Source organism: Frigoribacterium sp. MEB024 (genome assembly GCF_000878135.1).
Taxonomy (GTDB): Bacteria; Actinomycetota; Actinomycetes; order Actinomycetales; family Microbacteriaceae; genus Frigoribacterium.
In genome coordinates, this window is record NZ_JXQZ01000099.1 from 17485 (window position 1) to 43563 (window position 26079).

The 26079-nt window shown below is 69.7% G+C and carries 28 protein-coding genes and 1 tRNA gene; 19 read left to right on the plus strand and 10 right to left on the minus strand.

Features of this window, described 5'->3' with window-relative positions; all coding sequences use genetic code 11:
• Positions 1-76: 76 nt before the first annotated feature.
• Together SZ60_RS14260 and SZ60_RS14265 are read right to left on the minus strand one after the other, a co-directional pair.
• Positions 77-1282: an MFS transporter gene (locus SZ60_RS14260; RefSeq protein WP_231567182.1), complete on the minus strand. Its 1206-nt coding sequence runs from the start codon at positions 1280-1282 to the stop codon at positions 77-79.
• Positions 1283-1332: 50 nt separating this feature from the next.
• Entirely contained in the window at positions 1333-1797 is a 465-nt protein-coding gene (locus SZ60_RS14265; RefSeq protein WP_043596989.1) for a MarR family winged helix-turn-helix transcriptional regulator, read from the minus strand.
• 95 nt (positions 1798-1892) lie between these two features.
• On the opposite strand from SZ60_RS14265, the gene SZ60_RS14270 reads away from it, so the two are divergent.
• From SZ60_RS14270 to SZ60_RS17305, 7 genes are all read left to right on the plus strand, one after another.
• On the plus strand, positions 1893-2177 hold the full coding sequence (locus SZ60_RS14270; RefSeq protein ID WP_043597121.1) for a hypothetical protein: 285 nt from the start codon (positions 1893-1895) through the stop codon (positions 2175-2177).
• 84 nt (positions 2178-2261) lie between these two features.
• A complete protein-coding gene (locus tag SZ60_RS14275) occupies positions 2262-2522 on the plus strand; it encodes a thioredoxin domain-containing protein (RefSeq protein WP_043596991.1) in 261 nt (86 codons plus the stop codon).
• A 96-nt stretch (positions 2523-2618) separates the two neighbouring features.
• The gene (locus SZ60_RS14280; RefSeq protein ID WP_043597122.1) at positions 2619-3917 is read left to right on the plus strand and encodes a bifunctional glycosyltransferase family 2/GtrA family protein; all 1299 of its coding nucleotides are present in this window, start codon (positions 2619-2621) and stop codon (positions 3915-3917) included.
• Complete coding sequence (locus SZ60_RS14285) at positions 3914-6025, plus strand: glycosyltransferase family 39 protein (protein WP_082060185.1); 2112 nt, start codon at positions 3914-3916, stop codon at positions 6023-6025. The genes SZ60_RS14280 and SZ60_RS14285 overlap by 4 nt, the downstream gene beginning before the upstream one ends.
• Positions 6026-6201: 176 nt before the next feature.
• Positions 6202-6277, plus strand: a tRNA-Arg gene (locus tag SZ60_RS14290).
• A gap of 147 nt (positions 6278-6424) precedes the next feature.
• A complete protein-coding gene (locus SZ60_RS16990) occupies positions 6425-7612 on the plus strand; it encodes a ParA family protein (RefSeq protein ID WP_197073581.1) in 1188 nt (395 codons plus the stop codon).
• Positions 7613-8215: a hypothetical protein gene (locus SZ60_RS17305; RefSeq protein WP_156155628.1), complete on the plus strand. Its 603-nt coding sequence runs from the start codon at positions 7613-7615 to the stop codon at positions 8213-8215.
• Positions 8216-8283: 68 nt separating this feature from the next.
• On the opposite strand, the gene SZ60_RS16675 is transcribed toward SZ60_RS17305, so the two are convergent.
• The 3 genes from SZ60_RS16675 to SZ60_RS14305 form a co-directional block, all read right to left on the minus strand.
• Positions 8284-9159, minus strand: coding sequence for a hypothetical protein (locus SZ60_RS16675; RefSeq protein WP_052505433.1), 876 nt, complete (start codon positions 9157-9159; stop codon positions 8284-8286).
• A 90-nt stretch (positions 9160-9249) separates the two neighbouring features.
• The gene (locus SZ60_RS14300) at positions 9250-9546 is read right to left on the minus strand and encodes a hypothetical protein (protein WP_231567179.1); all 297 of its coding nucleotides are present in this window, start codon (positions 9544-9546) and stop codon (positions 9250-9252) included.
• 130 nt (positions 9547-9676) lie between these two features.
• Entirely contained in the window at positions 9677-10696 is a 1020-nt protein-coding gene (locus SZ60_RS14305) for an aldo/keto reductase (RefSeq protein ID WP_043596993.1), read from the minus strand.
• Between the two features lie 47 nt (positions 10697-10743).
• On the opposite strand from SZ60_RS14305, the gene msrA reads away from it, so the two are divergent.
• The 6 genes from msrA (at position 10744) to SZ60_RS14335 (ending at position 15037) form a co-directional block, all read left to right on the plus strand.
• Complete coding sequence (gene msrA / locus SZ60_RS14310; protein ID WP_043596995.1) at positions 10744-11271, plus strand: peptide-methionine (S)-S-oxide reductase MsrA; 528 nt, start codon at positions 10744-10746, stop codon at positions 11269-11271.
• Positions 11272-11327: 56 nt separating this feature from the next.
• Positions 11328-11543, plus strand: a complete 216-nt coding sequence (locus tag SZ60_RS14315) for a hypothetical protein (RefSeq protein WP_043596997.1) — start codon at positions 11328-11330, stop codon at positions 11541-11543.
• A 115-nt stretch (positions 11544-11658) separates the two neighbouring features.
• Positions 11659-12264: a single-stranded DNA-binding protein gene (locus SZ60_RS14320; protein WP_043596999.1), complete on the plus strand. Its 606-nt coding sequence runs from the start codon at positions 11659-11661 to the stop codon at positions 12262-12264.
• A 152-nt stretch (positions 12265-12416) separates the two neighbouring features.
• Positions 12417-12824: a hypothetical protein gene (locus tag SZ60_RS14325; RefSeq protein WP_231567180.1), complete on the plus strand. Its 408-nt coding sequence runs from the start codon at positions 12417-12419 to the stop codon at positions 12822-12824.
• A gap of 37 nt (positions 12825-12861) precedes the next feature.
• The gene (ettA, locus tag SZ60_RS14330; protein ID WP_043597003.1) at positions 12862-14547 is read left to right on the plus strand and encodes an energy-dependent translational throttle protein EttA; all 1686 of its coding nucleotides are present in this window, start codon (positions 12862-12864) and stop codon (positions 14545-14547) included.
• A 16-nt stretch (positions 14548-14563) separates the two neighbouring features.
• Entirely contained in the window at positions 14564-15037 is a 474-nt protein-coding gene (locus SZ60_RS14335; protein WP_043597007.1) for a thioesterase family protein, read from the plus strand.
• A 16-nt stretch (positions 15038-15053) separates the two neighbouring features.
• Here the strand turns inward: SZ60_RS14335 and SZ60_RS14340 are convergent, their stop codons facing one another.
• Complete coding sequence (locus tag SZ60_RS14340; protein WP_043597010.1) at positions 15054-15923, minus strand: acyl-CoA thioesterase II; 870 nt, start codon at positions 15921-15923, stop codon at positions 15054-15056.
• 21 nt (positions 15924-15944) lie between these two features.
• On the opposite strand from SZ60_RS14340, the gene SZ60_RS14345 reads away from it, so the two are divergent.
• The gene (locus SZ60_RS14345; protein ID WP_043597013.1) at positions 15945-16616 is read left to right on the plus strand and encodes a hypothetical protein; all 672 of its coding nucleotides are present in this window, start codon (positions 15945-15947) and stop codon (positions 16614-16616) included.
• A 15-nt stretch (positions 16617-16631) separates the two neighbouring features.
• On the opposite strand, the gene SZ60_RS14350 is transcribed toward SZ60_RS14345, so the two are convergent.
• The 3 genes from SZ60_RS14350 to pepN form a co-directional block, all read right to left on the minus strand.
• Positions 16632-17051: a globin gene (locus SZ60_RS14350; RefSeq protein ID WP_043597127.1), complete on the minus strand. Its 420-nt coding sequence runs from the start codon at positions 17049-17051 to the stop codon at positions 16632-16634.
• A gap of 62 nt (positions 17052-17113) precedes the next feature.
• Complete coding sequence (locus SZ60_RS14355; RefSeq protein WP_052505434.1) at positions 17114-18115, minus strand: mechanosensitive ion channel family protein; 1002 nt, start codon at positions 18113-18115, stop codon at positions 17114-17116.
• 128 nt (positions 18116-18243) lie between these two features.
• Entirely contained in the window at positions 18244-20784 is a 2541-nt protein-coding gene (gene pepN / locus SZ60_RS14360) for an aminopeptidase N (RefSeq protein WP_043597015.1), read from the minus strand.
• 91 nt (positions 20785-20875) lie between these two features.
• Here pepN and SZ60_RS14365 point away from each other — a divergent pair, with 91 nt between their 5' ends.
• The 5 genes from SZ60_RS14365 (at position 20876) to SZ60_RS14385 (ending at position 25355) form a co-directional block, all read left to right on the plus strand.
• Positions 20876-21502, plus strand: a complete 627-nt coding sequence (locus SZ60_RS14365) for a DsbA family protein (protein WP_043597018.1) — start codon at positions 20876-20878, stop codon at positions 21500-21502.
• Between the two features lie 90 nt (positions 21503-21592).
• Positions 21593-22078 carry a ribose-5-phosphate isomerase gene (locus SZ60_RS14370; protein ID WP_043597130.1) on the plus strand — a complete coding sequence of 162 codons (486 nt, stop codon included), beginning with the start codon at positions 21593-21595 and terminating at the stop codon, positions 22076-22078.
• A 105-nt stretch (positions 22079-22183) separates the two neighbouring features.
• Positions 22184-23158, plus strand: a complete 975-nt coding sequence (locus SZ60_RS14375) for an Fpg/Nei family DNA glycosylase (protein WP_043597021.1) — start codon at positions 22184-22186, stop codon at positions 23156-23158.
• A 68-nt stretch (positions 23159-23226) separates the two neighbouring features.
• The gene (locus SZ60_RS14380; protein ID WP_043597022.1) at positions 23227-23850 is read left to right on the plus strand and encodes an FMN-binding negative transcriptional regulator; all 624 of its coding nucleotides are present in this window, start codon (positions 23227-23229) and stop codon (positions 23848-23850) included.
• Entirely contained in the window at positions 23847-25355 is a 1509-nt protein-coding gene (locus SZ60_RS14385) for an amidohydrolase (RefSeq protein WP_043597024.1), read from the plus strand. The genes SZ60_RS14380 and SZ60_RS14385 overlap by 4 nt, the downstream gene beginning before the upstream one ends.
• A 77-nt stretch (positions 25356-25432) precedes the next feature.
• Here the strand turns inward: SZ60_RS14385 and SZ60_RS14390 are convergent, their stop codons facing one another.
• A complete protein-coding gene (locus SZ60_RS14390) occupies positions 25433-25921 on the minus strand; it encodes a Dps family protein (protein ID WP_043597026.1) in 489 nt (162 codons plus the stop codon).
• Between the last annotated feature and the right edge of the window lie 158 nt (positions 25922-26079).

Below are 26079 nucleotides of genomic sequence, written 5' to 3' on the forward strand. Positions count from 1 at the left end.
GGCGAGTCTAGTCCGGTGCCCTTCCGGCACCGCGCCTCCTGCGGTGGTCGGGTGCAGGAGGCGCGGTGGCGGTGGATCAGATCGCCTCGCCGGCTCCGATGGCCTCGGCTTCGACGCGAGCCGGTTCGGGGCCGTCGTCGACCCGGCGCAGGGCGCCGCGCGCGGCCACCACGACGACGAAGGCGACGGCGACGCTCGCGGCGGCGAACACGTAGGCGGCGCTCGGGGCGATCGTGTCGGCGAGCAGGGTCGCCACGGGCGGGGCCACGGCGCCGCCGAGGAAGCGCACGCCCGAGTAGGCGCTCGACGCGACCGAGCGGGGCAGGTCGGTGGCCTCCATGACGGACTCGGTCAGCACCGTGTTGAGCACACCGAGCACGAGGCCGCCGACCACCACGCAGACCACGAGGGCGGCCGGCGTCCGGACGACGACCGCGGCGGCGACGAGGTCGAGCGCGAGCAGGGGGAGGGCGATGCGCAGCACGGTCGTCCGACGCAGGCGTGCGGTCAGCAGCGGGGCGACCCAGACCGAGGTGATCGCGAGGCCGACGCCCCAGCCGAAGAAGGTGAAGCCGATGCCGAGCGCGCCGAAGCCGAGCGGGTAGGGCGTGTAGGCGAGCAGGACGAAGAAGCCGATGTTGTAGAAGAGCGCCGTCGCGGCGAGGGCACCGAGCGCCGGGTTGCCCAGGGCGCGGAACGGTGCCGAGAGTGCCGTCGGCGTGGGTTTCTCCGTGGCGCCGCCCTTCAGGAACAGCACGATCGCGATGAAGGCGATCGCCATCAGCGTGGTGACGCCGAAGAACGGGCCGCGCCAGCTGACCGAGCCGAGGAGGCCGCCGATCAGGGGGCCGATGGCGATGCCGAGACCGAGGGCCGCCTCGTAGAGGATGATCGCCGAGGCCGTGCCGCCGGACGCCGCGCCGACGATGGTCGCGAGGGCGGTCGAGATGAACAGGGCGTTGCCGAGCCCCCAGCCGGCGCGGAAGCCGATGATCGACCACACGTCGCCGCTGGTGGCGGCGAGCAGGGCGAAGACGACGATCAGGGCGAGCCCGATCAGCAGGGTGCGCTTGGCGCCGAGTCGGCTCGACACCCAGCTGGTGAAGAACATCGCGACGCCCGTGACGGCGAGGTAGCTGGTGAAGAGCAGCTCGGTCTGCGTCGGGCTGGCCTTCAGCGACTCCGCGATGGCGGGGAGGATCGGGTCGACGAGGCCGATGCCCATGAAGGCGACGACGCAGGCGAAGGCGATGGCCCACACGGCGGTCGACTGCTTCAGGATGCTCGGCTTCGGTTCGGGCGTGGTGCGGGCGGAGGCAGAGGCAGGCGCGCTCACGCGAACACCGCCTCGGCGGCGTCGAAGCGGACGTCGGCACGGGTGCCGACCCGCGAGGCCAACAGGCGGGTGGCGTGCTCGAGCACGGTCCACTCGCCGTCGTCGAGGTCGGCGAAGAGGCCGCCGAGCGAGTCGGCGAGTTGCCCCCGCCACTCGGTGAGCGCCGCCGTGCCCTTGTCGGTGATGGCGATGAGCCAGGCCCGGGAGTCGTCGGTGTCGGCGATGCGCTTGACGAGCTCGTCCTCGGCGAGGCCCCGGAGGAGCTTGGTCATGGTGGGCTGCGACACGCGGCTGGCCCGGGCGAGGTCGCCGACACGGAGTTCGCCGTCGGTCGTCAGGATCGAGAGCGTCCGCCAGACGGCGGGCGAGGTGGTGCGGCCGGTCTCCTGCGCGGCGATGCGCGTCAGGCGATGGGTCGACGTCAGGAGTGATTCCAGGATGTCTGTCGGCTGTGAAGTCATCCGTCGAGTGTATAGCCAAGCTATATAGCTTGGCTATGTTTTTCGGACCGGCGAAGCTGGGCGCCGACTCCGCGCCTCCTGGTAGACCTGTGGGCATGACAGACAGCAAGCCCACCGTGGCCGAGGGTTCCGAGTACGTCGTCTTCTTCGACGGCGGTCCGAGCGACGGCTCCACCGACACCCGCATCAGCACCGACGGCTCGTACGACGAGCAGATCACCGACTTCGTGTTGATCGACGGCATGGAGACCGGCATCGTCTACACCGCGACCGAGGCGAAGATGGTCGGCGAGCAACTGCAGGTGCACTACTCGCTCGACGCGAAGGACAGCGACCCCGTCGACGACCCCGAAGACCGCAACGACGACCGCGACAACTGACGTCGGCGGCTCCGGCCGCGACGACGCACGAGACCGCAGGAGGCGCGGGGGAAGTTTCCCCCGCGCCTCCTCGTTGTCCCCGGCATGATGCTCGAGCTGTACACGTCCGCCTTCTGCGGGCCCTGCCACGCGGCCAGGGCGGTCGTGGCCGAGGCGAGGGGACTCGTGCCCTCCCTCGTCGTCGACGAGGCCGACGTCGCCGCCCGGCCCGAGGCTGCCGAGCGGCGTGACGTCCGCAGCACGCCGACCATCGTGATCACCCGGGACGACGGCGAGGTCGTGTTCCGCTCGCCGGGAGTGCCGACGTTGGACCGCCTGCTCGGGGCCCTGTCCCTCGCCATCTGATCGCGGCGCCCCGTCATGGAAGGCTCATAGGATCTCCACGGCGTCGCCATCGACCGGTGCGAGGCCGCTGATGGCGTGGCGACCGATCGTGGTCCCATGCCTGACACCGACATCCTGCGTCTCGACATCGTGGTGCCCGTCTTCGACGAGGCCGCCACCCTCGAGGCCAGCATCACGAGCCTCCATGACCATCTGACCCGCCACGTCACCGAGACCTGGCGCATCACCGTGGCCGACAACGCCAGCACCGACGGCACGCCGGCCCTCGCCGACGACCTCGCCCGACGCCTGCAGTGCGTGACCGCCGTCCACCTCGCCGAGAAGGGCCGAGGCCGTGCCCTCAAGCAGGTCTGGGCGGCCTCGCCCGCCGACGTGCTGGTCTACCTCGACGAAGACCTCTCCACCGACCTCTCGGCGCTCGGCCCGCTGGTGGCACCGCTGCTCTCCGGCCACTCCGACCTCGCGATCGGCACCCGGCTGAGCCGATCGTCGCGGGTCGTTCGCGGCGGCACGCGAGAATTCGTCTCGCGAAGCTACAACTTCCTGCTGCGGCGCACGATGGGGGTCGGGTTCAGCGACGCCCAATGCGGCTTCAAGGCGATCCGGCGCGAGGCCGCCGAGCGACTGCTGCCCCTCGTCGAGGACACCGGGTGGTTCTTCGACACCGAACTGCTGATCCTCGCCGAGCGCTCGGGCCTGCGCATCCACGAGGTGCCGGTCGACTGGGTCGACGACCCCGACAGCTCGGTCGACATCGTCTCCACGGCCGCCGCCGACCTCAAGGGGATGCTGCGCGTGGGCACGGGCATCGCCCGGGGCGCGATCCCGGTCCAGGCGGTGTACGACGCGATCGGGAGGCGCCCGTTCGAGCCGCCCGCGCCTCCGACGTTCTTCTCGCAGGTCGTGCGGTTCGGGGTCGTCGGGGTCGCCTCGACCGCCGCGTACGCGCTGCTCTACCTCGTCGCGCAGCAGGTGATGCCGGCCCAGGCGGCGAATTTCGTGTCGTTGCTCGTCACGGCCGTGGTCAACACGGCCGCCAACCGGCGGTTCACGTTCGGGGTACGGGGGGCGTCGGGCGTGGCGCGACACCAACTGCAAGGGCTGATGGTCTTCGTGCTCGCCTGGGTGCTGACCTCGGGGTCGCTCGTCGTGTTGCACGCCGCGGCTCCCGCGGCCGGCGCGCAGGCCGAGCTGCTGGTCTTGACGGCCGCGAACCTCGTCGCGACCGTCCTGCGCTTCGTGCTCTTGCGCGTCTGGGTGTTCCGGTCGGAGGCGACGCACGTGACGCCGGGACCGGCCGACGAGCGGGGCGGTGTCGCCGACCCCGTGTCCGACCTCGCCACCCGCGTCGCCGCCGTGGCCGGCGACGACGACGTCACGGTGGTCGGTCGATGAGCGCCGGGACCACGCCGGTGCCGCTGACCGATCGACGCGCGCCGTCCGGGTCGGCCGGCCCGCGCCTCCGTTCGCTCGCCCGTCGCCTGGTGCGCGGGCGTGAGGACGCGGCACGGTGGGAGCGACCGGCGTTCCTCGCGCTGCTGGTCGCCACGGGGGCCTTCTACCTGGTGAACCTGTCGGCGAACGGCTGGGCGAACTCGTTCTACTCGGCCGCGGTGCAGGCCGGTTCGCAGAACTGGGAGGCGTTCCTCTTCGGTTCGTCCGACGCCGCCAACTCGATCACGGTCGACAAGCCGCCCGCGAGCCTGTGGATCATGGCGTTGTCGGTCCGGGTGTTCGGGCTGTCGTCGTTCAGCATCCTGCTGCCCGAGGCGCTGATGGGCGTCGCGACCGTCGGACTCGTCTGGGCCACGGTGCGGCGGCACTTCTCGGGCGTCGCCGCGTTCGTCGCCGGTGGAGTCCTCGCCCTGACCCCGGTCGCCGTGTTGATGTTCCGCTTCAACAACCCCGACGCGCTGCTCGTGCTGTTGCTGACCCTCGCCACGTACCTGACGCTGCGCGGCGTCGAGACGGGCCGCGTCCGCTGGGTCGTCTGGGCCGGCGTGGCGATCGGCTTCGGCTTCCTGACCAAGCAACTGCAGGCGTTCGTCATCCTGCCCGTGCTGGCCGGGGTGTACCTCGTCGCGGCGCCCGTCCTGCTGCGCCGGCGGGTGCTGCACCTGCTGGCCGCGCTCGGTGCGGTCGTGGTGTCGGCCGGCTGGTGGGTCGCCCTCGTCGAGCTGGTGCCCGCGAGCATGCGGCCGTACGTCGGTGGCTCGCAGACCAACTCGTTCCTGGAGTTGACCTTCGGCTACAACGGCCTCGGACGGCTCACGGGTGACGAGACCGGCAGCGTGACGGGCGGGGGCGGCGGCACCGGCGCTGCCACGACGGGCATGTGGGGCGAGACCGGCATCACCCGGCTCTTCACGGGCGAGTTCGGTGGCCAGATCACCTGGTTGCTTCCCGCCGCCCTCGTGATCGGCGTCTCGGCACTCGTGCTGCTCGGCTGGCGACACCGGACCTCGGCCCGTCGGGCGACCCTGTTGCTGTTCGGTGGCTGGACGGTGCTGACCGCCCTCGTCTTCAGCTTCATGTCGGGCATCTTCCACGCGTACTACACGGTGGCGCTCGCCCCGGCCGTCGCGGTCACCCTCGGGGCTGCGGCCGACGTGTTGTGGCGACGACGGACCCGGTTGTGGGTCCGGATCGTGCTGGCCGCGTCGGCTCTGCTCACGGGCGTCTGGGCCTGGGTGCTGCTCGGTCGGGCGGAGTCCTGGCAGCCGTGGCTCCGGTACGTCGTCGTCGCGCTCGCCGTCGTGGGCGCCGTGCTCGTGCTGCTGCCGCGACGGGGTCGGACGCTCACGGCGGCGACCCTCGCCGTGCTGCTCACGGGCGGCCTGCTGGCTCCGGCGGCCTACTCGGTCGAGACCGTGTCGACGGCCCACACCGGTTCGATCGTCACGGCCGGCCCGACCGTGTCGGGTGGCACGGGCGGGTTCGGCGGTGGTGGCGCAGGCGGCGCCGGTGGCTTCGGCGGTCGCGGTGGAGCCGCTGGTGGCGGGCCCGGTGGCGCGGCTGGCGGAACGCCCCCGCAGCTGCCGGGCGGCACCGGCGGGGGAGCGGGCACCGGCACCGGCACCGGAGCGGGAACCGCGGGAGGCGCGGGTACGGCCACGCGCGCACTCCCCGGTGGCGGGGGCGGAGCCGGCTCGCTGCTCGGCTCGGGCTCGGTCAGCGACGAGCTCGCCGCCGTGGTCGGCGCGGACTCGGACCGCTACACCTGGGTCGCTGCGGCCGTCGGGTCGAACAGCGCGGCGGGCTACCAGCTCGCGACCGGCGACCCGGTCATGGCGGTCGGCGGGTTCAACGGCAGCGACCCGTCACCGACCCTGGCGCAATTCGAGCAGTACGTCGCCGACGGGCAGATCCATTGGTTCGTCGGAGGGACCGTCGGGCAGTCGAACGGCGGCAGCTCGTCCTCGAGCGAGATCGCGGCCTGGGTCGAGGCGAACTTCTCCTCGACCGAGGTCGACGGGGTCACGCTGTACGACTTGACCAGCTGACCGACCGGACGACGCCACCGGTCCGCCCGGCCGTCCCGCACCTCCGGGGCGCGCGAGACACCGGGTTTCGTGCACCGCACCGCGACGAGTCGGGGCGCGGTGCACGAAACCCGGTGCGGAGCCTAGGTGGACCGCTACCGGGACGGAGGGGCGGGCACGGTATCGTGGACGGGTTCGCCCCCGTAGCTCAGCGGATAGAGCAGGAGCCTTCTAATCTCTTGGTCGCAGGTTCGATTCCTGCCGGGGGCACCACGCCACCGATGATCTACGCGGTGCTTCTCGTCTCTTCGTACATTGTCGGTACCGGCTTAGCTGCGATGCCTGACACCACTGCAGTCCCGAAACTTCAATCTGTCCACTAGGTTGTCGAAGGCGGCTCAGTTTTATGGATGCTGCGCAATGTCTATTAAGACCACTCACAAGCCGGGGGGCTTCATGGCTCAAATAATTTCGATGTTTAACCACAAGGGTGGCGTGTCGAAAACCACGACAACGTTCAACCTTGCGTGGATGCTGGCAAACAAGGGGAAACGCGTCCTCATGGTCGATGCTGATCCCCAATGCAACCTCACGGGCGTAGTGCTTGGGCTTAATCCAGAGTGGCCCGACGATGACCTTGAGGACGGCTTAGGGCTCCTCGAAGGGGACGAAGAGAGCGAGGATTTCGACAAGACTCAGTCAGCAGCAGAGGACTTTTGGACTACGAACTTTGAGAAGACCCTATTTGGGGCATTGAAGCCTGCGTTCGACTCAGAGCCGAGAATGTTGGAGGCTGTCGACTGTATTCCCGTAGAGGGTCGAGATGGCCTATTCCTCCTGCCGGGGCATCTGCGCCTTGGGGAATATGAAGTGTCACTTGGAATTGCACAAGAGTTGGCGGGATCGATGCCAGCCCTTCGAAACCTTCCCGGAGCTATGCACTACTTGCTGACGCAAACGGCAGAAAAACTCGACATCGATTACGTCGTGATCGATATGAGTCCTAGCCTTGGTGCCCTTAATCAGAATCTCGTGTCGATTAGTGATCAGCTAATCGTTCCAACGTCACCAGATTTCTTTTCGATAATGGCGCTCCAATCGCTGGCCCGCGTATTGCCTCGATGGGGCCGATGGGCAAAAACAGCCAGCCAGAACGAGGTTCTGGGCGAAGCTTCGTACCCCTTCCCTGAGCCGCGACTCAAGCTAGGCGGCCTAGTCATTCAGCGCTACCGGCTCTACCGATCCGCAACTGACGATGAACCGTATGGAACTCCCACGGGCCCATTCCAATCGTGGATTGAAAAAGTAGAGGAGGCTTCTCGAGATCAGTTTGTACCCGCGTTGGCTGCATCTGGATTAACATTTGACATGGATGCTTATGAAGCAGCCGGTATTCCGTCCTCTCTTGTCTTAGCCCAAGTTCAAGAATTCAACAGCCTCCTACCGAAGTCGCAAGACTTCCACGTGCCTGTCTACGAGTTGTCGGACGTTCAGCTTGGCCAGGCCGGAATCGTTCTCGAAGGGTCGAGAGCGCAAATCGAGTCCCTAAACAGAATTTTTTCCCAGTTTGCGGATCGCGTACTGGAACTTCTAAGTAGGGAGTCCTAGGTGTCTGCTGAGGCACTAGGCGTCTTCGAGCGCCTGATGGCTCAGGTAGAACAAGTTGAGGAGGCGGCCCTTCGAGCGGAGCGAGATGGGTACTTAGAGTCTGCGCCCATCCTGCGTAGAAGCGCGTTTGTTCTGGCCGTGGCCAGTGTAGATACGTACTTCCACGAACGCGTGGTGGCGATGTTGTCGTCTCGCATCCGCCGGGGCCCGGACGAAGTGACCGCCATTGTTAGTTATCTTCGCCGTGGTACTGATCAGGAGCTTTCAGGATCAGACGGGCTGGGGCACATCCGGCTTGCTCTTTCGTACAAGACTCTGGTATCCCCGGACATGATTGATAAGGCTCTACTGGCCGGAGGTGTCGATCCGCAAGCCATTTGGTTGAGTGCTGCTCTCAAGATCGGCTCCAGACCAGATCGAATTCGGCTACAGCTCCAGTTGTATTACGACCGTCGCAACCAGATCGCGCATGAGGGCGATTGGGACGCTATCCAGCTCGAGTTTCGTGCCATGCAACAGGCGCATCTTGAGGACTGTACGAAACAACTTGCAATGATCATTAGAGCTGTTGAAGACGCATTAGCTTTGGCGGAACGGAGCTAAGGCGTGTCATAAGACGCGTGCACCCGGAGGGACGCGTCGAACAAGAAGGTTGTATAGCCCCGAATTGATCAGGCTCGATTATCTTGCGACAGTTCGGGTGCCGTGCGGCGGCGGACCTGGCTCGCACTGACCGGCTGCTCGTAGCGCTCGTCGTCCATCGGGTCGTCACGCGTGTCGTCGTGGGAGGCGTCACCCGACGTGACGGCGGGTGCCTCGGGCGCGGACATCGGCGACGGTCCGGTCAGCGGGGCGGGAGCCGTGGGTGCTCGGTAGGCCTCGTCGCCACCCCGGACCGGGGCATCGTCGAGGGCCGCGGGGCGGAGCGTCGCCGAGGGGGCGGCACCCGTGGGCGCGGAGGCCTCGGTGCGTCGCTGCTCGGTCGCCGACGCGGCGCGCTGCTCGGCCTCCCAGGCTTTCTGCTTCGCGGCCGTGTCTCGGTCGACGTCGGCCTCTTCGTACTTCCAGCGGGCGAGATCGTCGCGGAAGAGCTTCTTGGCCCGGCCGGGGCGGTTCTGCCACTCGACGAGGCGGTCGCGGAGTTCACCGAGCGTCTGCTCGGACTGGAAGCTGAAGGACGCCGAGTTGCGCTTGATCTCGGCCAGTTCGTGAGCCGCCCAGTCGGCGGCGAGGGTGCTGCCGGTCGCGGGCAACAGCCGCAGGCGGACGTCGGCTTCGTGGCCGAGGTGATCGGCGTAGGCACGCTCCTCGACCCCGAGCGAGGTGTAGACGGCACCCTTGCGGGCCGCCGAGACGAGGGCCGCGACGGCCGCGGCTTTCGCCTCGTCCTCGTGCGACGACACGACTCGCCGCGTGCTCGCCCGGCCGATGAGGGCTGCGACGACGCCGGCCACGACGATGGCGACGAAGGGGATCACCGCATCGGTGACGACACGCCACCCGTTGTCCGAAGAGAGCCATTCGACGAGATCGTTCCACCACTGCATGGGGCGAACACTACAGCCGAGGTCGAAGGTTGGACGGCTGCGACATGCTGTCGGGGAGGCCGTCACGGTGCCCGGGCGGAGGCATCGGGATCAGGCGAACCGGAAGCAGTCGGTGGCGTCGTCGCGACTCCAGAACTCACCGATCTCGACGAAGCGACGCTGACGGGGCAGGAACCGCTTGGCGCGGTAGCGATCGCCCTGCGGGTCGTCGAAGCGCTCGACGTAGCCCACGATCTCACCGCCGGGTCGGGTCACCCGAGCGAGGTCGTCGTGCACCTGGACGAGGTGCAGGCCGCCCCGGGTCGAGCGCAGGGAGGGCAGGGGAACGCCTGCGTGAGCGTGCGGGGCAGACGGGACGATCGCGTGGTCGAGGGTGCTGCTGGTCATGAGGTGCTCCTGAGGTCATCCGGCCGATGCTGTCGAGAACACCCTTGACGCTAGGGGTGACCACCGACATCGACCTCGGGCACCTCGGACCTCGGAGAGCGCGGTGCCCCGTCGGCACCGCGCCGTCCGGTCAGCGGCCCGTGCCGTCGACCGCCAGCGGCTCGATCGCCGCGAGCTCGTCCTCGGTCAGCTCGGCACCGTCGAGGGCGTCGAGGCTGTCGTCCAGCTGGGCCACCGACGAGGCGCCGATGAGGGCGCTGGTCACGGCGGGCTGACGCAGCACCCAGGTGAGCGAGAGCTGCGCGAGCGACTGGCCCCGCGCCTCCGCGATCTCGTTCAGGCCGCGGACGCGCGAGAGGTAGGTCTCGTCGAGGGCGTCCTCGGAGAACCACCGGCCCTCGGCCGCGCGCGAGCCCGCGGGAGCACTGCCCGAGAGGTAGCGGTTCGTCAGGAGGCCCCCGGCCAGGGGCGAGAACACGATCGAGCCGACGCCGCGGGTCAGCAGGGTGTCGAAGAGCCCCCGCTCGGGCCGGCGGTCGAACATGTTGTACCGCGGCTGGTGGATCAGCAGCGGCACGCCCTCTGCCGCCAGGGCGTCGATCGCGGCCTCGGTCTGCGCCGGGTCGTAGTTGGAGATGCCGGCGTAGAGCGCCTTGCCCTGCCGGACGGCCGTCGCGAGCGCCCCCATCGTCTCGTCGATCGGGGTCTCGGGGTCGGGGCGGTGCGAGTAGAAGATGTCGACGTGGTCCATGCCGAGCCGCCCGAGGCTGGCCTCGAGCGAGTTGAGCAGGTACTTGCGCGACCCCCCGTCGCCGTACGGCCCGGGGGTCATGTCGTAACCCGCCTTGGACGACACCACGATCTCGTCGCGGTAGGGGCGCAGGTTCGCCGCGGCGATGCGGCCGAACTGTTCTTCGGCCGAGCCGTAGGGCGGGCCGTAGTTGTTCGCCAGGTCGAAGTGGGTGACCCCGCGGTCGAACGCGCGGAGCACGATGTCGCGCTGGGTCTCGAGTCCGCGGTCGGAACCGAAGTTGTTCCAGAAGCCCAGCGAGATGCGGGGCAGCTTGAGCCCGCTGCGGCCCGTGCGGACGTAGTCGAGTCGTGAGTACCGTGCGTCGTCGGCGACGTAGGGCGTGAAGGGTGATCTCATGCGGTCAGCCTAGGGCGGGGCCCCGAGTCGGGAGTAGGTTCACGGGCATGACGACATTCGTTCTCGCCGGCGGTTGCTTCTGGTGCCTCGACGCGGTCTACCGCACCCTCGACGGCGTCACCGAGGTGGTCTCGGGCTACACCGGCGGAGACACCGTGGAGCCGAGCTACGACGACGTGTGCACCGGCCGGACGGGGCACGCCGAGGCCGTCGCGGTCACCTTCGACCCCGAGAAGATCCCCGCCGACGTCGTCCTCGACGTCTTCTTCACCCTGCACGACCCGCGTCAGCTGAACCGGCAGGGCGCGGACGTCGGCACCCAGTACCGTTCGGCGATGTTCTCCGCCGACGACGAGCAGGCGGTGCTCTTCCGGGCGGCCCGCGACCGCGCCTCCGAGGCCTGGGACGGCGGTGTCGTCACGACCATCGAGCCGCTGCCCACCTGGTACGACGCCGAGGAGCACCACCAGGACTTCTTCGCCAAGAACCCCGGCCAGGGCTACTGCACGGCCGTCGCTCTGCCGAAGGTCACCAAGATCCGCAAGTCGTACGCGAAGTACGTGCTCGCCTCGTAGACGGGCCGCGCCGACCGGCGCGACCGACCGAGAGAAGAGGAAAGGGGCGCTCGACGATGAGTGACCAGAACACCTTGCACCGACAGACCTGGGTGGCCGTGGGCCCGGCAGGCGCGGTCGGCACCATCCTGCGGAGCGACGGCGACTTCACCGTGCGCCTCTCCGCGAAGGGGACCGACGGCGGCGTCTATCCGACCCTGGCCGTGGCCAAGAGCGCCCTGTTCGCGGCGTTGGGCCCGGGAGCCGAGTACCCCGAGTTTCACGAGCACTGAGGCGTCCGCGGACGACCTCGCGTCGCGTCGTCCCCCGAGCGGCCCCCGCCGTCCTTCTCCACAAGGAGGCGCGGGTGCCGTCCCGGGGGAGTCCCGCCTTCGCGAGACTCCCGTCATGACAGACACCATCACCCTCACAGGGATCATCGCGACCGACCCCCGGGCCCTCGTGACGCAGTCAGGCCTCTCCATCTCGAGCTTCCGGCTCGCCTCGTCGCAACGCCGCTACGACCGCGTCAAGGGCGAGTGGGTGGACGGCGAGACGAACTGGTACACCGTCACGGCCTTCCGCCAGCTCGCCGACAACGTGCTCGCCAGTCTCCGCAAGGGGCAGCGGGTCGTCGTCACCGGGCGGGTCCGCATCCGCTCGTGGGAGTCCGGTGAACGCAGCGGCATGACGGTCGAGGTCGACGCCGACGCGATCGGTCACGACCTCGTCTGGGGAAGGTCGACGTTCGAACGACGGGTCGCGTCCGCCCCGGCCGTCGGACCGGTGGCGCCGACTGCCGCGGGTGGTGACGACCCGGCCGCGACCTCCGGCCTGGACGGGGTGGCACCCCGGACGGAGGGCGACGGTGGGGTCGGTCACGGAGGTCCCTCGGACGGTTCCGCCTCGGATGCGTCCTCGTCGGACCCCGACCGGGTGGCGGTCCCGGACGAGGGTGCGGACTGGGGTGCTCCACCGGCCATCGGTGCCGACGAGGCGCCGGCCCCGTTCTGAGCTCCGGAGCGCCCCGTGCTCCCGGCCCGCGGGTCGGCACGCCGTAGACTCGACACGGCTCGCCGACCCGCGGCCGCCACCCGCGACGAAGGGCACCTGTGCACGGTTCGAGACCCCCACGCGGCCTGGGGCTCGCCGCGATCCTGCTGGCCGTGGCGGTCCCCCTCGCGGGCTGCACCTCGTCCCCCGAGCCGACGCCGACGACGCAGCCCACGGCGACGTCGACGGGCGCTCCGGCGTTCTCGTCCGAGTCGACGACGGCCGAGGCGCTGGCCCACTTCGACGAGGTGAACGCGGCGACCGTCGCCGCGAACGCCCGCCCGGGCGGGCGCGCGGTCGTCGACGCGCTCGTGGCTGCGGGCTTCGACAAGTCGTCGATGCAGGTCACCGCCGACACGACCTCGATCGGCCGCGACGCCGACAGCGTGCAGTTCTCCGTGCTCTGGGGTCAGGACTGCCTGATCGGGCAGGTCTCGGGCGCGGGGTACACGAGCCAGACGGCGCCGGTGCTCGGCACGGGCGCCTGCCTCGTGGGGTCGACCCGAGCCATCGACTGGTGACGTCGGGGGCGGGGCCCCGCCCGATAGACTCGCTGCCATGGCCGAATACATTTACTCGATGGTGCGCGCCCGCAAGGCGGTCGGCGACAAGCTGATCCTCGACGACGTCACCATGTCGTTCATCCCGGGGGCGAAGATCGGTGTCGTGGGGCCGAACGGCGCCGGCAAGTCGACGATCCTCAAGATCATGGCGGGGCTCGACACCCCCAGCAACGGCGAGGCGAAGCTCAGCCCCGGTTACTCGGTCGGCATCCTCATGCAAGAGCCCGAGCTCGACGAGACCAAGACCGTCCTCGAGAACGTCCAAGAGGGCGTGGGGCCGATCAAGCAGAAGCTCGACCGCTTCAACGAGGTCTCGGCCGCCATGGCCGAGCCCGACGCCGACTTCGACGCGCTGCTCGCCGAGATGGGCACCTTGCAAGAAGAGATCGACGCCGCCGACGCGTGGGACCTCGACTCCCAGCTCGAGCAGGCCATGTCGGCCCTGCGCACGCCTCCGGGTGACGCCGAGGTCGCGAACCTCTCCGGCGGTGAGAAGCGCCGCGTCGCGCTGTGCAAGCTCCTGCTGCAGAAGCCCGACCTCCTGCTCCTCGACGAGCCCACCAACCACCTCGACGCCGAGAGCGTGCTCTGGCTCGAGCAGCACCTCAGCAAGTACCCCGGCGCCGTGCTCGCCGTGACCCACGACCGGTACTTCCTCGACCACGTCGCCGAGTGGATCGCCGAGGTCGACCGCGGCCGTCTCTACCCCTACGAGGGCAACTACTCGACCTACCTCGAGAAGAAGGGCGAGCGCCTCCAGGTCCAGGGCAAGAAGGACGCCAAGCTCGCGAAGCGCCTCGCGTCCGAGCTCGAGTGGGTCCGAAGCAACGCCAAGGGCCGCCAGGCCAAGTCGAAGGCGCGTCTGGCCCGCTACGAAGAGATGGCGAACGAGGCCGAGCGCACGCGCACCTTGGACTTCGAAGAGATCGTGATCCCCGTGGGCCCGCGCCTCGGCTCGCAGGTCATCGACGCCAAGAAGCTGCACAAGGCGTTCGGCGAGCGGGTGCTCATCGACGACCTGTCGTTCACCCTGCCCCGCAACGGCATCGTCGGCGTCATCGGCCCGAACGGCGTCGGCAAGACGACCCTCTTCAAGACGGTCGTCGGCCTCGAGCCGCTCGACGGCGGAGAGCTGAGGGTCGGCGAGACGGTCGACATCTCGTACGTCGACCAGAGCCGTGGCGGCATCGACCCGAACAAGAACCTGTGGGAGGTCGTGTCCGAGGGGCACGACTACATCCAGGTCGGCAAGACCGAGATCCCGTCGCGGGCCTACGTGTCACAGTTCGGCTTCAAGGGTCCCGACCAGCAGAAGAAGGCCGGCGTGTTGTCCGGTGGTGAGCGCAACCGTCTCAACCTGGCGCTGACCCTCAAGCAGGGCGGCAACCTGCTGCTGCTCGACGAGCCCACCAACGACCTCGACGTCGAGACCCTGGGCAGCCTCGAGAACGCGCTGCTCGAGTTCCCCGGCTGTGCCGTGGTCATCACGCACGACCGGTGGTTCCTCGACCGAATCGCGACGCACATCCTCTCGTGGGAGGGCCTGAACGACGACGGCACCCCCAACTGGTACTGGTTCGAGGGCAACTTCGAGGCGTACGAAGAGAACAAGGTCGAGCGCCTCGGTGCCGACGCGGCGAAGCCGAGCTCGGCCACGTACCGCAAGCTCACGCGCGACTGACCGGCACCCCACCGTCATGACCCGCCTGCACGTGCCGACCCGAGTCCGCTGGAGCGATCTCGACGGGTACCGACACGTGAACAACGCGTCGATGCTGCGCCTCCTCGAGGAGGCGCGCATCGACGCGTTCTGGTCGGCCGACGGGGCGATCGACGAGCGGTCGTCGGCCGCCGTCCTCGACGGCAGCCCGAACGCCACGACGATGACGCTCATCGCCCGTCAAGAGCTCGAGTACCTGATCCCCATCCCGTACCTGCGGGCCCCACTCGACGTGCAGATCTGGGTCGGACGTCTCGGCGGAGCGAGCCTCGAGGTCTGCTACGAGGTCTGGTCGCCCGAGGGCGTCGAACCCCGGCAGCTGTTCACGAAGGCCGCCACCACGATCGTGCTCGTCGACTCGGCGACCGACCGGCCACGACGCATCTCGGACGTCGAGCGCGACGCCTGGTCACCGTTCGTCGAAGAGCCCCTCGCCTTTCGCCGGCGCTGACCCGGCACGCGTCCCGTCAGCCTCGCGGCACCCGAACCATGCCCTCTTGCGCGACGCTCGCCACGAGCGTGCCCGCGCGGTCGTAGATGCGACCGAGCGAGAGCCCGCGGCCACCGACCGCGTTGGGGCTCTCTTGCACGTAGAGCAGCCACTCGTCGACCCGCGCGGGGCGGTGCCACCACATGGCGTGGTCGAGGCTCGCGACCTTGAGGCCGGGGGTGACGAACGCGACGCCGTGGCGGCGGTAGATCGGTTCGAGCAGGGTGTAGTCGCTGGCGTAGAGCAGGGCGGCGCGGTGGAGGTCGGCGTCGTCGGGCAGCGGTCCCGTCGCCTTGAGCCAGACGGCCTGGTGGGCGACGTGGTCGCCCTCGACGCTGAAGAACACGGGCGACGGCACGTGACGCATGTCGAACGGGCGCCGCGCCCACGACTGGGCGACGGGGTTGTCGACGGCCGACAGCAGTTCGGCGTCGCTCGGGACGTCCTCGGGGTCGGGCAGCCCGGTGGGCATGTCGACCTGGTGGTCGAGCCCCTCGTCGGGGGTCTGGAAGGACGCGATCATCGAGAAGATCGGCACCCCGTCCTGCGAGGCCTGGGTGCGCCGGGTCGCGAACGAGCGGCCGTCGTGGATGCGGTCGACCGTGAACGTGATGGGGATGGTGAGGTCGCCGGGCCGCAGGAAGTACGAGTGCAGCGAATGGACGTCGCGTCCACCGCCGACGGTGCGCTGGGCGGCCACGAGGGCCTGTGCCGCGACCTGTCCGCCGAACACGCGACCGAGCGGCTCGGGTTGTGACCCCCCGGTGAAGACGTCCTGCCCGCCGACGTTGCCCGCTGGCGAGAGGTCGAGGGTGGACAGCAGGCTCTGCAGCGGATCGACGGTCACCCGATGTAGTTTAGGGGGCCGATGAACGACGCATTCACCCTCCCCGACTCCCTGTCCCTCAGCGATCTCGCGACCTATCTCGGGCGTGCGGGCCGGGTCGAGGACGGCTCGGTCCGGCTCATCGCCGGCTCGGGCGTCCTCGCCGTCTACGTCGCCGTCTTCTACCCGATGGGGCTGCTCGACTCGAGCCCCACGGTGCTCGGACTGCGCACCTTCCAGCTCGACGACCGTCCCGAGTTCGACGCCGTGGTGCCGGTCCGGTCGTTGAAAGAGCGCCTCGTGCGCCTGCAGAACGACGTCGTCGACCCGACCGCGCCCGTCACCGTGTCCGTGCCCGCCACGGTCAACACGGTGACCTGGGCGGCCATCTCACCGCCGCGGGGCGGCTGGGCACGGCTCGAACCGATCGAGTCCGACCGCCTCCGCTCGACGGCCGAGGCGGGCATCGCCCGCGTCGCCGAGGCGATCCCGACGGGCACGGGCGAGCAGATCGTGCACCGGGTGAGGGCCGACGTGTGGTCGGCACCCGTCGAGGGCGCCGAGGGAGTCCCCGCCGGTGCCGGCTTCGGTGCGCTCAGCCTCGGCTTCCTCGACGGCGAGGACGAGGTCGCCGTCTTCGAGACGGGCACCTGGACGCGCCTCACGACGCCCAAGGGCCACGTCCTCGTCAAGCGGCGGTCGTCCCTGCTCTGACGCGGTCCGCGGTCGTCAGCGCTCGAACGTGTTGACCATGGCCTGGGCGGCGCGGTCGAGGTAACCCCAGAGCATCGCGTCGTCGAGGGGTGCGAGTTCGAGTTCGTCGACGGCCACCCGCATGTGCTGCAGCCAGTGGTCACGCGCCTCGGGCGTCACCCGGAACGGCATGTGCCGCATGCGCAGGCGGGGGTGCCCGCGCTCCTGGCTGTAGGTGGTGGGCCCACCCCAGTACTGCTCGAGGAACCCCGTCAAGCGCTGGATCGCGCCCTCGAGATCGGCCTCGGGATACATCGGCCAGAGCACCTCGTCGGTCCGGACGCCCTCGTAGAAGCGACGGACCAACTTCTCGAAGGTCGGCCGCCCGCCGATCTGCTGCCAGAAGTTGCCCTGGGCGGCGTCGTCACCGAGACCCCGCCGGACGGTGACCGGCACGGCCGACGGCGGGGGAGTCACGGGCTGCGCGGTGGACGGGCGTGGCGTCAGCGGGATGTCGGTCACTTGCGCTTGCTCCGCGGCACGTGGGGCGTCGGCACCGTGCGCGGCGCCCGGGCGCCCTGGACCGAGGAGGCGCTGTCGAAGCCGGTCAGGACGACGCTCGTCAACGAGGGCAGCACGATGTCCATGGCGTCCAGGGTCTTCTTGAGGCGCGACCGCAGCTCGCGGTCGACGTTGTCGCGATCGGAGGACCTGGTCTTGGCGACGATGCGGATCACCACGTGTTCCTCGGAGATCGACTGGATGCCCCAGACCTCGGGCTGGTCGATGATGGCGCGCTTCCACTTGGGGATCGCCGCGAGCTCGTTGGCCGTGTTCAGCATGGCGTCCTGCACCTGGTCGACGTCGGCGGAGTACGGGACGGCGAGGTCGATGACCACCCGCGTCCAGCCCTGCGACATGTTGCCCACGCGCAGGATCTCGCCGTTGCGCACGAACCACAGCACGCCGTTGACGTCGCGGACCTGCGTGACGCGGATGCCGACGGCCTCCACGACACCGGCCGCGGGCCCGACGTCGACGACGTCGCCCACCCCCAGCTGGTCCTCGGCGACCATGAAGATGCCGTTGAGCATGTCTTTCACGATGTTCTGGGCACCGAATGCGAGACCCGCCCCCACGACCCCGGCGGCGCTGACGATGGCGACGGCGTTGAAGTTGAGCTCGCCGAGGATCAAGACGAGCGCGATGCCCGCGACGACGACCGTGACCACGTTGTTCAGCACGCTGCCGAGCGTGCGAGTGCGCTGCACGACCCGGACCGCCTGGAGGGGAGAGGCCATGAGGGCCTGCGTGTCGTCGACGTTCTGCTTGCGTTTGATGCCGTTCACGACCTGGTCGACGACCCGACGGATCGTGAAGTGCAGGGCGACGCGCAACAACACCGCGACGAGCAGGATCGCGACGATCCGGATGGGAACGCGCCACATCGTCCAGAACGCCTCCCAGTCGAAGGCGATCGGGGCGGCGGGGTCGGTGGCAGCTGCGAGGAGGAGGTCCATATGAGCGACAAGTCAAGCACGCCGCCGCGACCCCACCCGGGAGGCGCCTGGACGCCGGAACGGCGGGCCCTGTGAGAGGGCCCGCCGTCCGGGTCGTTCGTCGGGTCGTCGTGCGACCCGGGGCGCGACTACTGCTGGTCGACCGCCTGCACCCGCAGGGCCCGCTCGACGCCCGCGACGCTCTCGCTCACGATGCGGCGCAGGGCCGGCGTCTCGGGGTTCGCCTCGAGCCACGCGTAGGACGCGTCGACGAGCGCCTGGTCGGCGAGGCCGGCCGGGTACAGCCCCGAGACGAGGGTGTCGGCGATGTGGTAGCTGCGCGACTCCCAGATGCCGGTGAGCGACGAGAAGTAGCGCTCGACGAGCGGCTGCAGGATCGCCGGGTCGTTCGTGTGCTGGTACCCGAGGGTCGTCGCCCGGACGATGGCGTTGGGCTGTTCGGCGCTGTCGACGACCGACGCGAAGGCGGCGAGCTTGCCCTCGGTGGTCGCGATCGTCGCACGGGCCCGTGCGGCCGCCTGGGCACCGTTCGCCGTGTTGTCCTCGGCGAGGGCGGCGTCGATCTCGGCCTCGCCGGCACCGCCGACGAGCACGAGGCCCTCGAGCAGCTGCCAGCGCAGGTCGGTGTCGACGGTGAGGCCCTCGAGGGCGAGCGATCCGTCGAGTAGACCGGCCAGCGCCTCCTCGTGCGCCTCGGTGGACGCGATCGCGGCGAAGAAGGTGACGAACTGGAACTGTGCGTCGGATCCGGCCTCGGCGCCTTGGGCCAGGGCCCAGAGGCCGTCGCCGACCTCGGTGATCGTGGAGGCGCGGCGTGCGGGTGCGACGTAGCTGCGGGCGGTCTGCAGCAGCTGCGAGAGCGTGGTGCGGATCGTCGTCGACTCGGTCTCGGTCGCGATGTTGTCGAGCACGAGTCGCACGTAGTCCGAGGCCGAGGTCTCGGCGTCGCGCGTCGCGTCCCAGACCGAGCCCCAGACGAGGGCACGGGCCAGCGGGTTCGAGATCGTCGACAGGTGCGCGATCGCGGTGGCGAGCGACACCTCGTCGAGGCGGATCTTCGCGTAGGCGAGGTCGTCGTCGTTGATCAGCACGAGGTCGCCGCGCTTCAGGCCGACCAGCTCGGGCACCTCGGTGCGGGTGCCGTCGACGTCGATCTCGACGCGGTCGGTGCGCACCAGGGCGTCGCCCTGCAGAGCGTAGAGGCCGATGGCGAGGCGGTGCGGGCGGATGGTGGGGTGGTCGGCCGGGGCCTCTTGCAACACGGCGAACGACGTGATGACGCCGTCGTCGTCGACGTCGAGCTCGGGACGCAGCGTGTTGACGCCCGCGGTCTCGAGCCAGAGCTTCGACCAGCTGGTCAGCTCGCGGCCCGAGGTCGCCTCGAGCTCGACGAGCAGGTCGCCCAGCTCGGTGTTGGAGTGGTGGTGCTTCTTGAAGTACGCGGCGACGCCGGCGTAGAAGGCGTCGATGCCCACCCAGGCGACGAGCTGCTTCAGCACCGACCCGCCCTTCGCGTAGGTGATGCCGTCGAAGTTGACCTGCACGTCTTCGAGGTCGGTGATCGTGGCCACGACGGGGTGGGTCGAGGGCAGCTGGTCCTGGCGGTAGGCCCAGCTCTTCTCCATCGCCTGGAAGGTGGTCCAGGCCTCGGTCCACTCGGTCGCCTCGGCGGTCGAGATGGTCGAGGCCCACTCGGCGAATGACTCGTTCAGCCAGAGGTCGTTCCACCACTTCATCGTGACGAGGTCGCCGAACCACATGTGGGCGAGCTCGTGCAGGATCGTGACGACGCGGCGTTCCTTGATGGCGTCGGTCACCTTGCTGCGGAAGACGTAGGTCTCGACGAAGGTGACGGCACCCGCGTTCTCCATGGCGCCGGCGTTGAACTCGGGCACGAAGAGCTGGTCGTACTTCTCGAACGGGTACGCGTAGTCGAACTTGTCCTCGTAGTAGGCGAAGCCCTGACGGGTCTTCTCGAAGATGTAGTCGGCGTCGAGGTACTCCGTGAGCGAGCGACGCGTGAAGATGCCGAGCGGGATCGTGCGGCCGTCGGAGCTGGTGAGGTCGCTGCGGACGACGTCGTACGGGCCGGCGATGATCGCCGTGACGTAGCTCGAGAGCACGGGCGTGGGCGAGAACGTCCAGGTGCCGGTCTCGCCGTCGACGACGGGGTCGGGGGTGGTCTGGTTGCTGACGACCTGCCAGCGTGCGGGCGCGGTGACCGTGAACTGGAACGTCGCCTTGAGGTCGGGCTGCTCGAAGACCGCGAAGACGCGGCGGCTGTCGGGCACCTCGAACTGCGAGTAGAGGTAGACCTCGCCGTCGACCGGGTCGACGAAGCGGTGCAGGCCCTCGCCGGTGTTGGTGTACTCGGCGTCGGCGACGACCTCGAGCACGTTGTCGGCGGCCAGCTCGGCGAGCTGGATGCGGACGCCGTCGGAGACCGCGTCGACGTCGAGCGCGGTGCCGTTGAGGGTCACCGAGTGCACGGTGCGGGTGAGCGCGTCGATGAACGTCGACGCGCCGGGGGTGGCGGTGAAGCGCACGGTGGTCGAGCTGCCGAACACCTCGTCGCCACGGGTCAGGTCGAGGGCGATCTCGTACGACTGGACGTCGACGACGCTCTTGCGCTCTTGCGCCTCGACGCGGGTGAGGTTCTCTCCGGGCACGCTGGCTCCATCCGTCTGGGGGGTGAGGGGGGACTCGTGGTCCGCTGAGAGCCTAGACCGGCTGTACGACACCGGGGTGTTGACTGAGGGCATGACCGACACCCCCGTCCCCGCGCCCCACACCGTCGTCGACTTCTGGTTCGACCCCTCGTGCCCCTGGGCCTGGATGACCAGTCGTTGGGTCGACGAGGTCGCGAAGCACCGCGACCTCGACGTCACCTTCCACGTCATGAGCCTCGCGGTGCTCAACGAGGAGAACGACGTCAGCGACGAGTACAAGGCGAACTTCGCCCGCATGCTGCGCTACACGCGTCTCGTCACGGCGGCGGGCGAGCTCCACGGTCAGCAGATCGTCAAGCCCCTCTACGACGCCCTGGGCGCCCGCATCCACCACGAGGGCGAGAAGGACGGCGACGTCGTCATCGCCGGTGCCGTGGCCGAGGTCGGACTGCCCGCCGAGTTCGCGCGGTACGCCGACGGTGACGAGTTCGACGAGCAGATGCGCGCCAGCCACTTCGACGGCATCGGCCGCGTCGGTCAGGACGTCGGCACCCCCGTCATCGCCGTCGACGGCGTGGCCTTCTTCGGCCCCGTCATCTCGCCCGCGCCGAAGGGCGACGAGGCCGTGCGCCTCTGGGACGGCGTCGTCGCCGTGGCGTCGTACCCGGGGTTCTTCGAGATCAAGCGCTCTCGCACGGTCGGGCCGATCTTCGACTGAGGACCCGCGCCTCCTCGGGCCCCGACGACGGACCACGAGGAGGCGCGGTGCCGGTCGGCCCCGTCGTGGCCCGGTTCTAGGATGGTCACCATGCGCATCCACGTGGCGACCGATCACGCCGGCCTCGACTTCAGCACGACCGTCATCCAGCACCTCACCGACGCGGGCCACGACGTGACCGACCACGGTCCGACGAGCTACGAGCCGCTCGACGACTACCCCTCGTTCTGCATCGCGGCGGCGCGGGCGACCGTGCGTGACCAGCGTGCCGGTCACGAGGCGCTCGGAGTCGTCTTCGGCGGCTCGGGCAACGGCGAGCAGATCGCCGCGAACAAGGTCGAGGGCGTCCGGGCGGCCCTGGTCTGGAACGACTCGACCGCGAAGCTCGCCCGCCAGCACAACGACGCCAACGTCATCGCGATCGGTGCACGTCAGCACACCGAGGCCGAGGCGCTCGCGTTCATCGACGCCTTCGTCGCCGAGCCGTTCAGCCACGACGAACGCCACGTGCGCCGCATCGCGCAGGTCGGCGAGTACGAGACCACGGGCGCGATCGCCGGTCACCCGGTCGACTGACGACGTAACGTCGAGAGCGGCGGGACCCCGACCGGGGCCTCGCCGCTCCGTCGTCTCCGCCGTCGAGCGCAAGACCGACACACCGACCACCAGAGAGGTGCCGCCGTGCCCGAGGGCCATTCCGTCCACCGCATCGCCAACCAGTTCGAGCAGAGTTTCGTCGGCCACCGCGTCGAGGTGAGCTCGCCCCAGGGCCGGTTCGCCGACGGTGCGACCCGGCTCGACGGCGCCACGATGGTCGACGCGAAGGCCGTCGGCAAGCAGATGTTCCTCGAGTTCGACAACGGGCTCTGGCTGCACGTGCACCTGGGGCTCTACGGCGCCTGGGACTTCGCCGGCGACATCGCCACGGGCCACTCGATGGCCGAGTCGCGGACGCGCCGGGCGGCGACCCGCAAGGCCGAGAACGCTCCCGACGACGACGGCGAGGACTCGATGGCCAGCATCGGTGCTCCTCGCAGGACGCGCGTGCGCATGGCCGAGCAGGAGAAGACCGAGGACGACATCGAGTCGTTCCCGCCCGAGCCCGTCGGGCAGGTGCGCGTGCGACTGCTGACCGACACCGCCGTCGGCGACCTCCGTGGCCCGACGAAGTGCGAGGTCCTCGATGCGGCCGGGGTCGACCTGGCGATCTCGAAGCTCGGCCCCGACCCCTTGGTCGACTCGCCCAAGAAGGGCAGCGACCGCTTCGTCACGACCGTCCGCAAGAAGCGCACCCCGATCGGCCTGCTGCTGATGGACCAGAGCGTGGTCAGCGGCATCGGCAACATCTACCGCGCCGAGTTGCTGTTCCGGGCCCGGCTCGACCCGCACACGCCCGGCAACCAGGTGCCCGAAGAGGTGCTGCGTGCCCTCTACAAGGACTGGACGAAGCTGCTCAAGAGCGGCGTCGAGCTCGGCCAGATGATGACCATGGACGGCCTCACCAAGGCCCAGCACGCCAAGGCACTGCGCAGCCGAGCCGACCGACACTGGGTCTACCACCGTGAGGGCCTGCCCTGCCGGGTCTGCGGCACGAACATCGTGATGGAGATGGCCGCGGGCCGCAAGCTCTACTGGTGCCCGACCGACCAGGTGTGACCGGGCCGCCGTGTCACGTCCCCGTCACGGCTTCCGGTCGCGGCTGAAACCTGTGCCAGGGTGACACCATGCGGCACACCCCCACGTTCGTCCTGTCCGACGTCGACGAGGTCAAGCGGTTGATCCGCGAGAACCCGTGGGCCACGATCGTGTCCCACACGGCCGCGGGACTCGTGGCGTCGCACTACCCGGTCGTGCTCGAGCAGGACGACGACGACCCCGACGCCATCGTGGTCGTCAGCCACGTCGGCCGCCCGGACGAGCGCTCGCACGAGCTCGGTGAGCACGAGGTCATGGTGATCGTCCAGGGCCCGCACGGCTACGTCTCGCCCGGCTGGTACCCGGCCGAGCAGATCATCCCCACCTGGAACCACGTGACGGCGCATCTCTGGGGCACGCCAGAGATCCTCTCCGACGACGAGAACTTCCGCGTGCTGGGCGAGCTCGTCGACCACTTCGAGCGCGTCATGCCCGAGCCGTCGACGCTCACCCTCGACGAGGCAGGCTCGCGACGGGTCGCGAAGGGCACCGTCGGCATCCGCCTGCGCGTGACCCGGTTCGACGCCCGCGCCAAACTCAGCCAGAACAAGGCGCCCGAGGTCGTCGACCGCATCGTCGACGAGCTCGAGCACGGCGACCACTACGCGCAGCCGGCGCTCGCCGCCGAGATGCGCCGGGTGCGCGACCGATGACGGTCGGCGGCGGCACCCCGGCCGAGGAGGCGCAGCGCACGCTGCTGAGGGACGTCCGTCTGGTCGGTGGCGGGCCCGCCCCCGTGGACGTCCTGCTCGACGGCGGCCGCGTCGTCGCGCTCGCGTCCGGTCTCGCCCCCGACGGTGCCGAGGTCGTCGACCTCGACGGCCGCTGGCTCGCCCCGGGCCTCTGGGACTCCCACGTCCACATGGACCAATGGGCGCTGGTGCGCCGTCGCCTCGACCTGTCGCGGGCGAGGTCCGCCGCCGAGGCGGCCTCGATCGTGGGGGAGCGCCTGCGCGACGAGCCGGTCGAGGCGGGAGGCACCCTCGTCGGCTACGGCTTCCAGGACGCGCTCTGGCCCGACGCCCCGAGTCGGGCGCTGCTCGACTCGGTGGCGGGCGACGTGCCGGTCGTCCTGGTCAGCAACGACCTGCACTCCGTCTGGCTCGACTCGGCAGCCCTGGCCCGTCACGGTCACGCCGACCATCCGACCGGTCTGCTGCGTGAGCAGCCGGCCTTCGACGTCAGCGCCGCCGTGAGCGTCGTGCCGGACGAGCAGCTCGACCGGTGGGTGGCCGAGGCCGTCGACGCGGCCGCCGCGCGCGGGGTCGTCGGCGTCGTCGACCTCGAGATGACGCTGTCGCTCGACCGCTGGAGCCGCCGCGTGGCCGGCGGGACCCGCGGGCTGCGCATCCGTCCCGGGGTCTACCCGCGCGATCTCGACGCCGTCGTCGCCCGCGGGCTGCGCACCGGCGACGAGATCCCGGGCACCGACGGGCTCGTCACGATGGGGCCGTTCAAGATCATCACCGACGGCTCCCTCGGCACCCGCACCGCGTGGTGCCACGACCCGTACCCCGGGCTCGAGGACGACCCCGCGGCCCGGGGGCTGCGCATCTACGAGACCGACGAGCTCGTCGGGTGGCTGCGCCGCGCCTCCTCGGCGGGGTTCGTGCCGGCCGTGCACGCGATCGGCGACGCCGCGAACGCCCAGGCGCTCGACGCCCTCGAGGAGGTCGGCTGTGGCGGCAGCGTCGAGCACGCGCAGTTGCTCGACGCGCGCGACGTCGAGCGGTTCGCGCGCCTCGGCATCGTGGCCAGCGTCCAGCCGGAGCACGCCATGGACGACCGCGACGTGGCCGACCGCTTCTGGGCCGGTCGCACCGGTCGCGCCTTCGCCTTCGAGAGCCTCGTCGCCGCCGGCGTCCGCCTGCAGCTCGGCTCGGACGCCCCCGTGGCGCCGCTCGACCCCTGGGTCGCGATGGCCGCGGCGATCTCACGCTCGCGTGACGGACGCGAGCCGTGGCACCCAGAACAGCGACTGGTCGCCTCGGCGGCGCTCGCCGCGTCGACCGGCGGCCGGGCACGGGTCGAGGTGGGGTCGGTGGCCGACCTCGTCGTCACCGAGGTCGACCCGCTCACCGCGACGGACGACCAGCTGCGCCGGATGCCCGTCGTCGGCACGGTCCTGGCGGGTCGGTGGACGCACCGCACGCTCTGACGGGGCGGTGTCGACCCGACACGGCGAAGGCCGCCACCCCGGGCGGGGTGGCGGCCTTCGTCCGTCTGGCGAGGGGGTCAGCCGGCGACGTGCGCGGCGAGGAACCAGCGGTCCTTCTCGAGGCCCCGCGAGATCTCGATCGCGACGTCCTGGCTCGAGGCGTCGAGCTCACCGAGCTCGTCGATGGCCTCGCGGACGGCGACGAGCGAGGCGTCGATCTGGGCGACCAGCTCGGCGATGGTGACGTCGATCTGGTTGAAGCCGGGGGAGGTCGGGGGGATGACCGTCTTGGCGGCGACGGTCTCGATGCGTCCGTCGACCGGCAGGCCGAGGGCGACGACGCGCTCGGCGGCGAGATCGGCCCATTCGCGGGCGTGGTCGACGACCACGTCGATGAGTTCGTGGACGGCGACGAACGCGATGCCGCGCACGTGCCAGTGGGCCTGCTTGCCGTTGACCGACAGGGCCGTCATGTCCGTGACGATCTGGCTGAGGAACTGGGCGACGCCGGCGGCGACGTCGGGGTCGACGGAACCCTGGGGGACGGTGCGGGTGATGTCGGTCATGACGTGGTCCTTTCCTAGACGATGGAGGCAACGCTAGACGTCTGGGAGAATTCCGCAAGCAAGCTGAGGCTCGGCTCACCTAGGCCAGCCTCACCTCACCCCGCTCGTGAGGGGGGATAACCCCACCGGCGTTCCGGGCGCTGGCACCATGGGGTGGA

What these genes read in the sequence shown, in the direction of transcription:
- SZ60_RS14305 (WP_043596993.1), bottom strand. Translation starts at nt 10,696, where the DNA reads ATGAGATCACCCTTCACGCCCTACGTCGCCGACGACGCACGGTACTCA.
- SZ60_RS14365 (WP_043597018.1), top strand. Translation starts at nt 20,876, where the DNA reads ATGACCGACACCCCCGTCCCCGCGCCCCACACCGTCGTCGACTTCTGG.
- SZ60_RS14380 (WP_043597022.1), top strand. Translation starts at nt 23,227, where the DNA reads ATGCGGCACACCCCCACGTTCGTCCTGTCCGACGTCGACGAGGTCAAG.
- SZ60_RS14335 (WP_043597007.1), top strand. Translation starts at nt 14,564, where the DNA reads ATGACCCGCCTGCACGTGCCGACCCGAGTCCGCTGGAGCGATCTCGAC.
- SZ60_RS16990 (WP_197073581.1), top strand. Translation starts at nt 6,425, where the DNA reads ATGTCTATTAAGACCACTCACAAGCCGGGGGGCTTCATGGCTCAAATA.
- SZ60_RS14280 (WP_043597122.1), top strand. Translation starts at nt 2,619, where the DNA reads ATGCCTGACACCGACATCCTGCGTCTCGACATCGTGGTGCCCGTCTTC.
- SZ60_RS14345 (WP_043597013.1), top strand. Translation starts at nt 15,945, where the DNA reads ATGAACGACGCATTCACCCTCCCCGACTCCCTGTCCCTCAGCGATCTC.
- SZ60_RS14265 (WP_043596989.1), bottom strand. Translation starts at nt 1,797, where the DNA reads ATGACTTCACAGCCGACAGACATCCTGGAATCACTCCTGACGTCGACC.
- msrA (WP_043596995.1), top strand. Translation starts at nt 10,744, where the DNA reads ATGACGACATTCGTTCTCGCCGGCGGTTGCTTCTGGTGCCTCGACGCG.
- SZ60_RS14285 (WP_082060185.1), top strand. Translation starts at nt 3,914, where the DNA reads ATGAGCGCCGGGACCACGCCGGTGCCGCTGACCGATCGACGCGCGCCG.
- SZ60_RS16675 (WP_052505433.1), bottom strand. Translation starts at nt 9,159, where the DNA reads ATGCAGTGGTGGAACGATCTCGTCGAATGGCTCTCTTCGGACAACGGG.
- SZ60_RS14370 (WP_043597130.1), top strand. Translation starts at nt 21,593, where the DNA reads ATGCGCATCCACGTGGCGACCGATCACGCCGGCCTCGACTTCAGCACG.
- SZ60_RS14355 (WP_052505434.1), bottom strand. Translation starts at nt 18,115, where the DNA reads ATGGACCTCCTCCTCGCAGCTGCCACCGACCCCGCCGCCCCGATCGCC.
- SZ60_RS14385 (WP_043597024.1), top strand. Translation starts at nt 23,847, where the DNA reads ATGACGGTCGGCGGCGGCACCCCGGCCGAGGAGGCGCAGCGCACGCTG.
- SZ60_RS14300 (WP_231567179.1), bottom strand. Translation starts at nt 9,546, where the DNA reads ATGACCAGCAGCACCCTCGACCACGCGATCGTCCCGTCTGCCCCGCAC.
- SZ60_RS14275 (WP_043596991.1), top strand. Translation starts at nt 2,262, where the DNA reads ATGATGCTCGAGCTGTACACGTCCGCCTTCTGCGGGCCCTGCCACGCG.
- SZ60_RS14315 (WP_043596997.1), top strand. Translation starts at nt 11,328, where the DNA reads ATGAGTGACCAGAACACCTTGCACCGACAGACCTGGGTGGCCGTGGGC.
- SZ60_RS14390 (WP_043597026.1), bottom strand. Translation starts at nt 25,921, where the DNA reads ATGACCGACATCACCCGCACCGTCCCCCAGGGTTCCGTCGACCCCGAC.
- SZ60_RS14320 (WP_043596999.1), top strand. Translation starts at nt 11,659, where the DNA reads ATGACAGACACCATCACCCTCACAGGGATCATCGCGACCGACCCCCGG.
- SZ60_RS14270 (WP_043597121.1), top strand. Translation starts at nt 1,893, where the DNA reads ATGACAGACAGCAAGCCCACCGTGGCCGAGGGTTCCGAGTACGTCGTC.
- ettA (WP_043597003.1), top strand. Translation starts at nt 12,862, where the DNA reads ATGGCCGAATACATTTACTCGATGGTGCGCGCCCGCAAGGCGGTCGGC.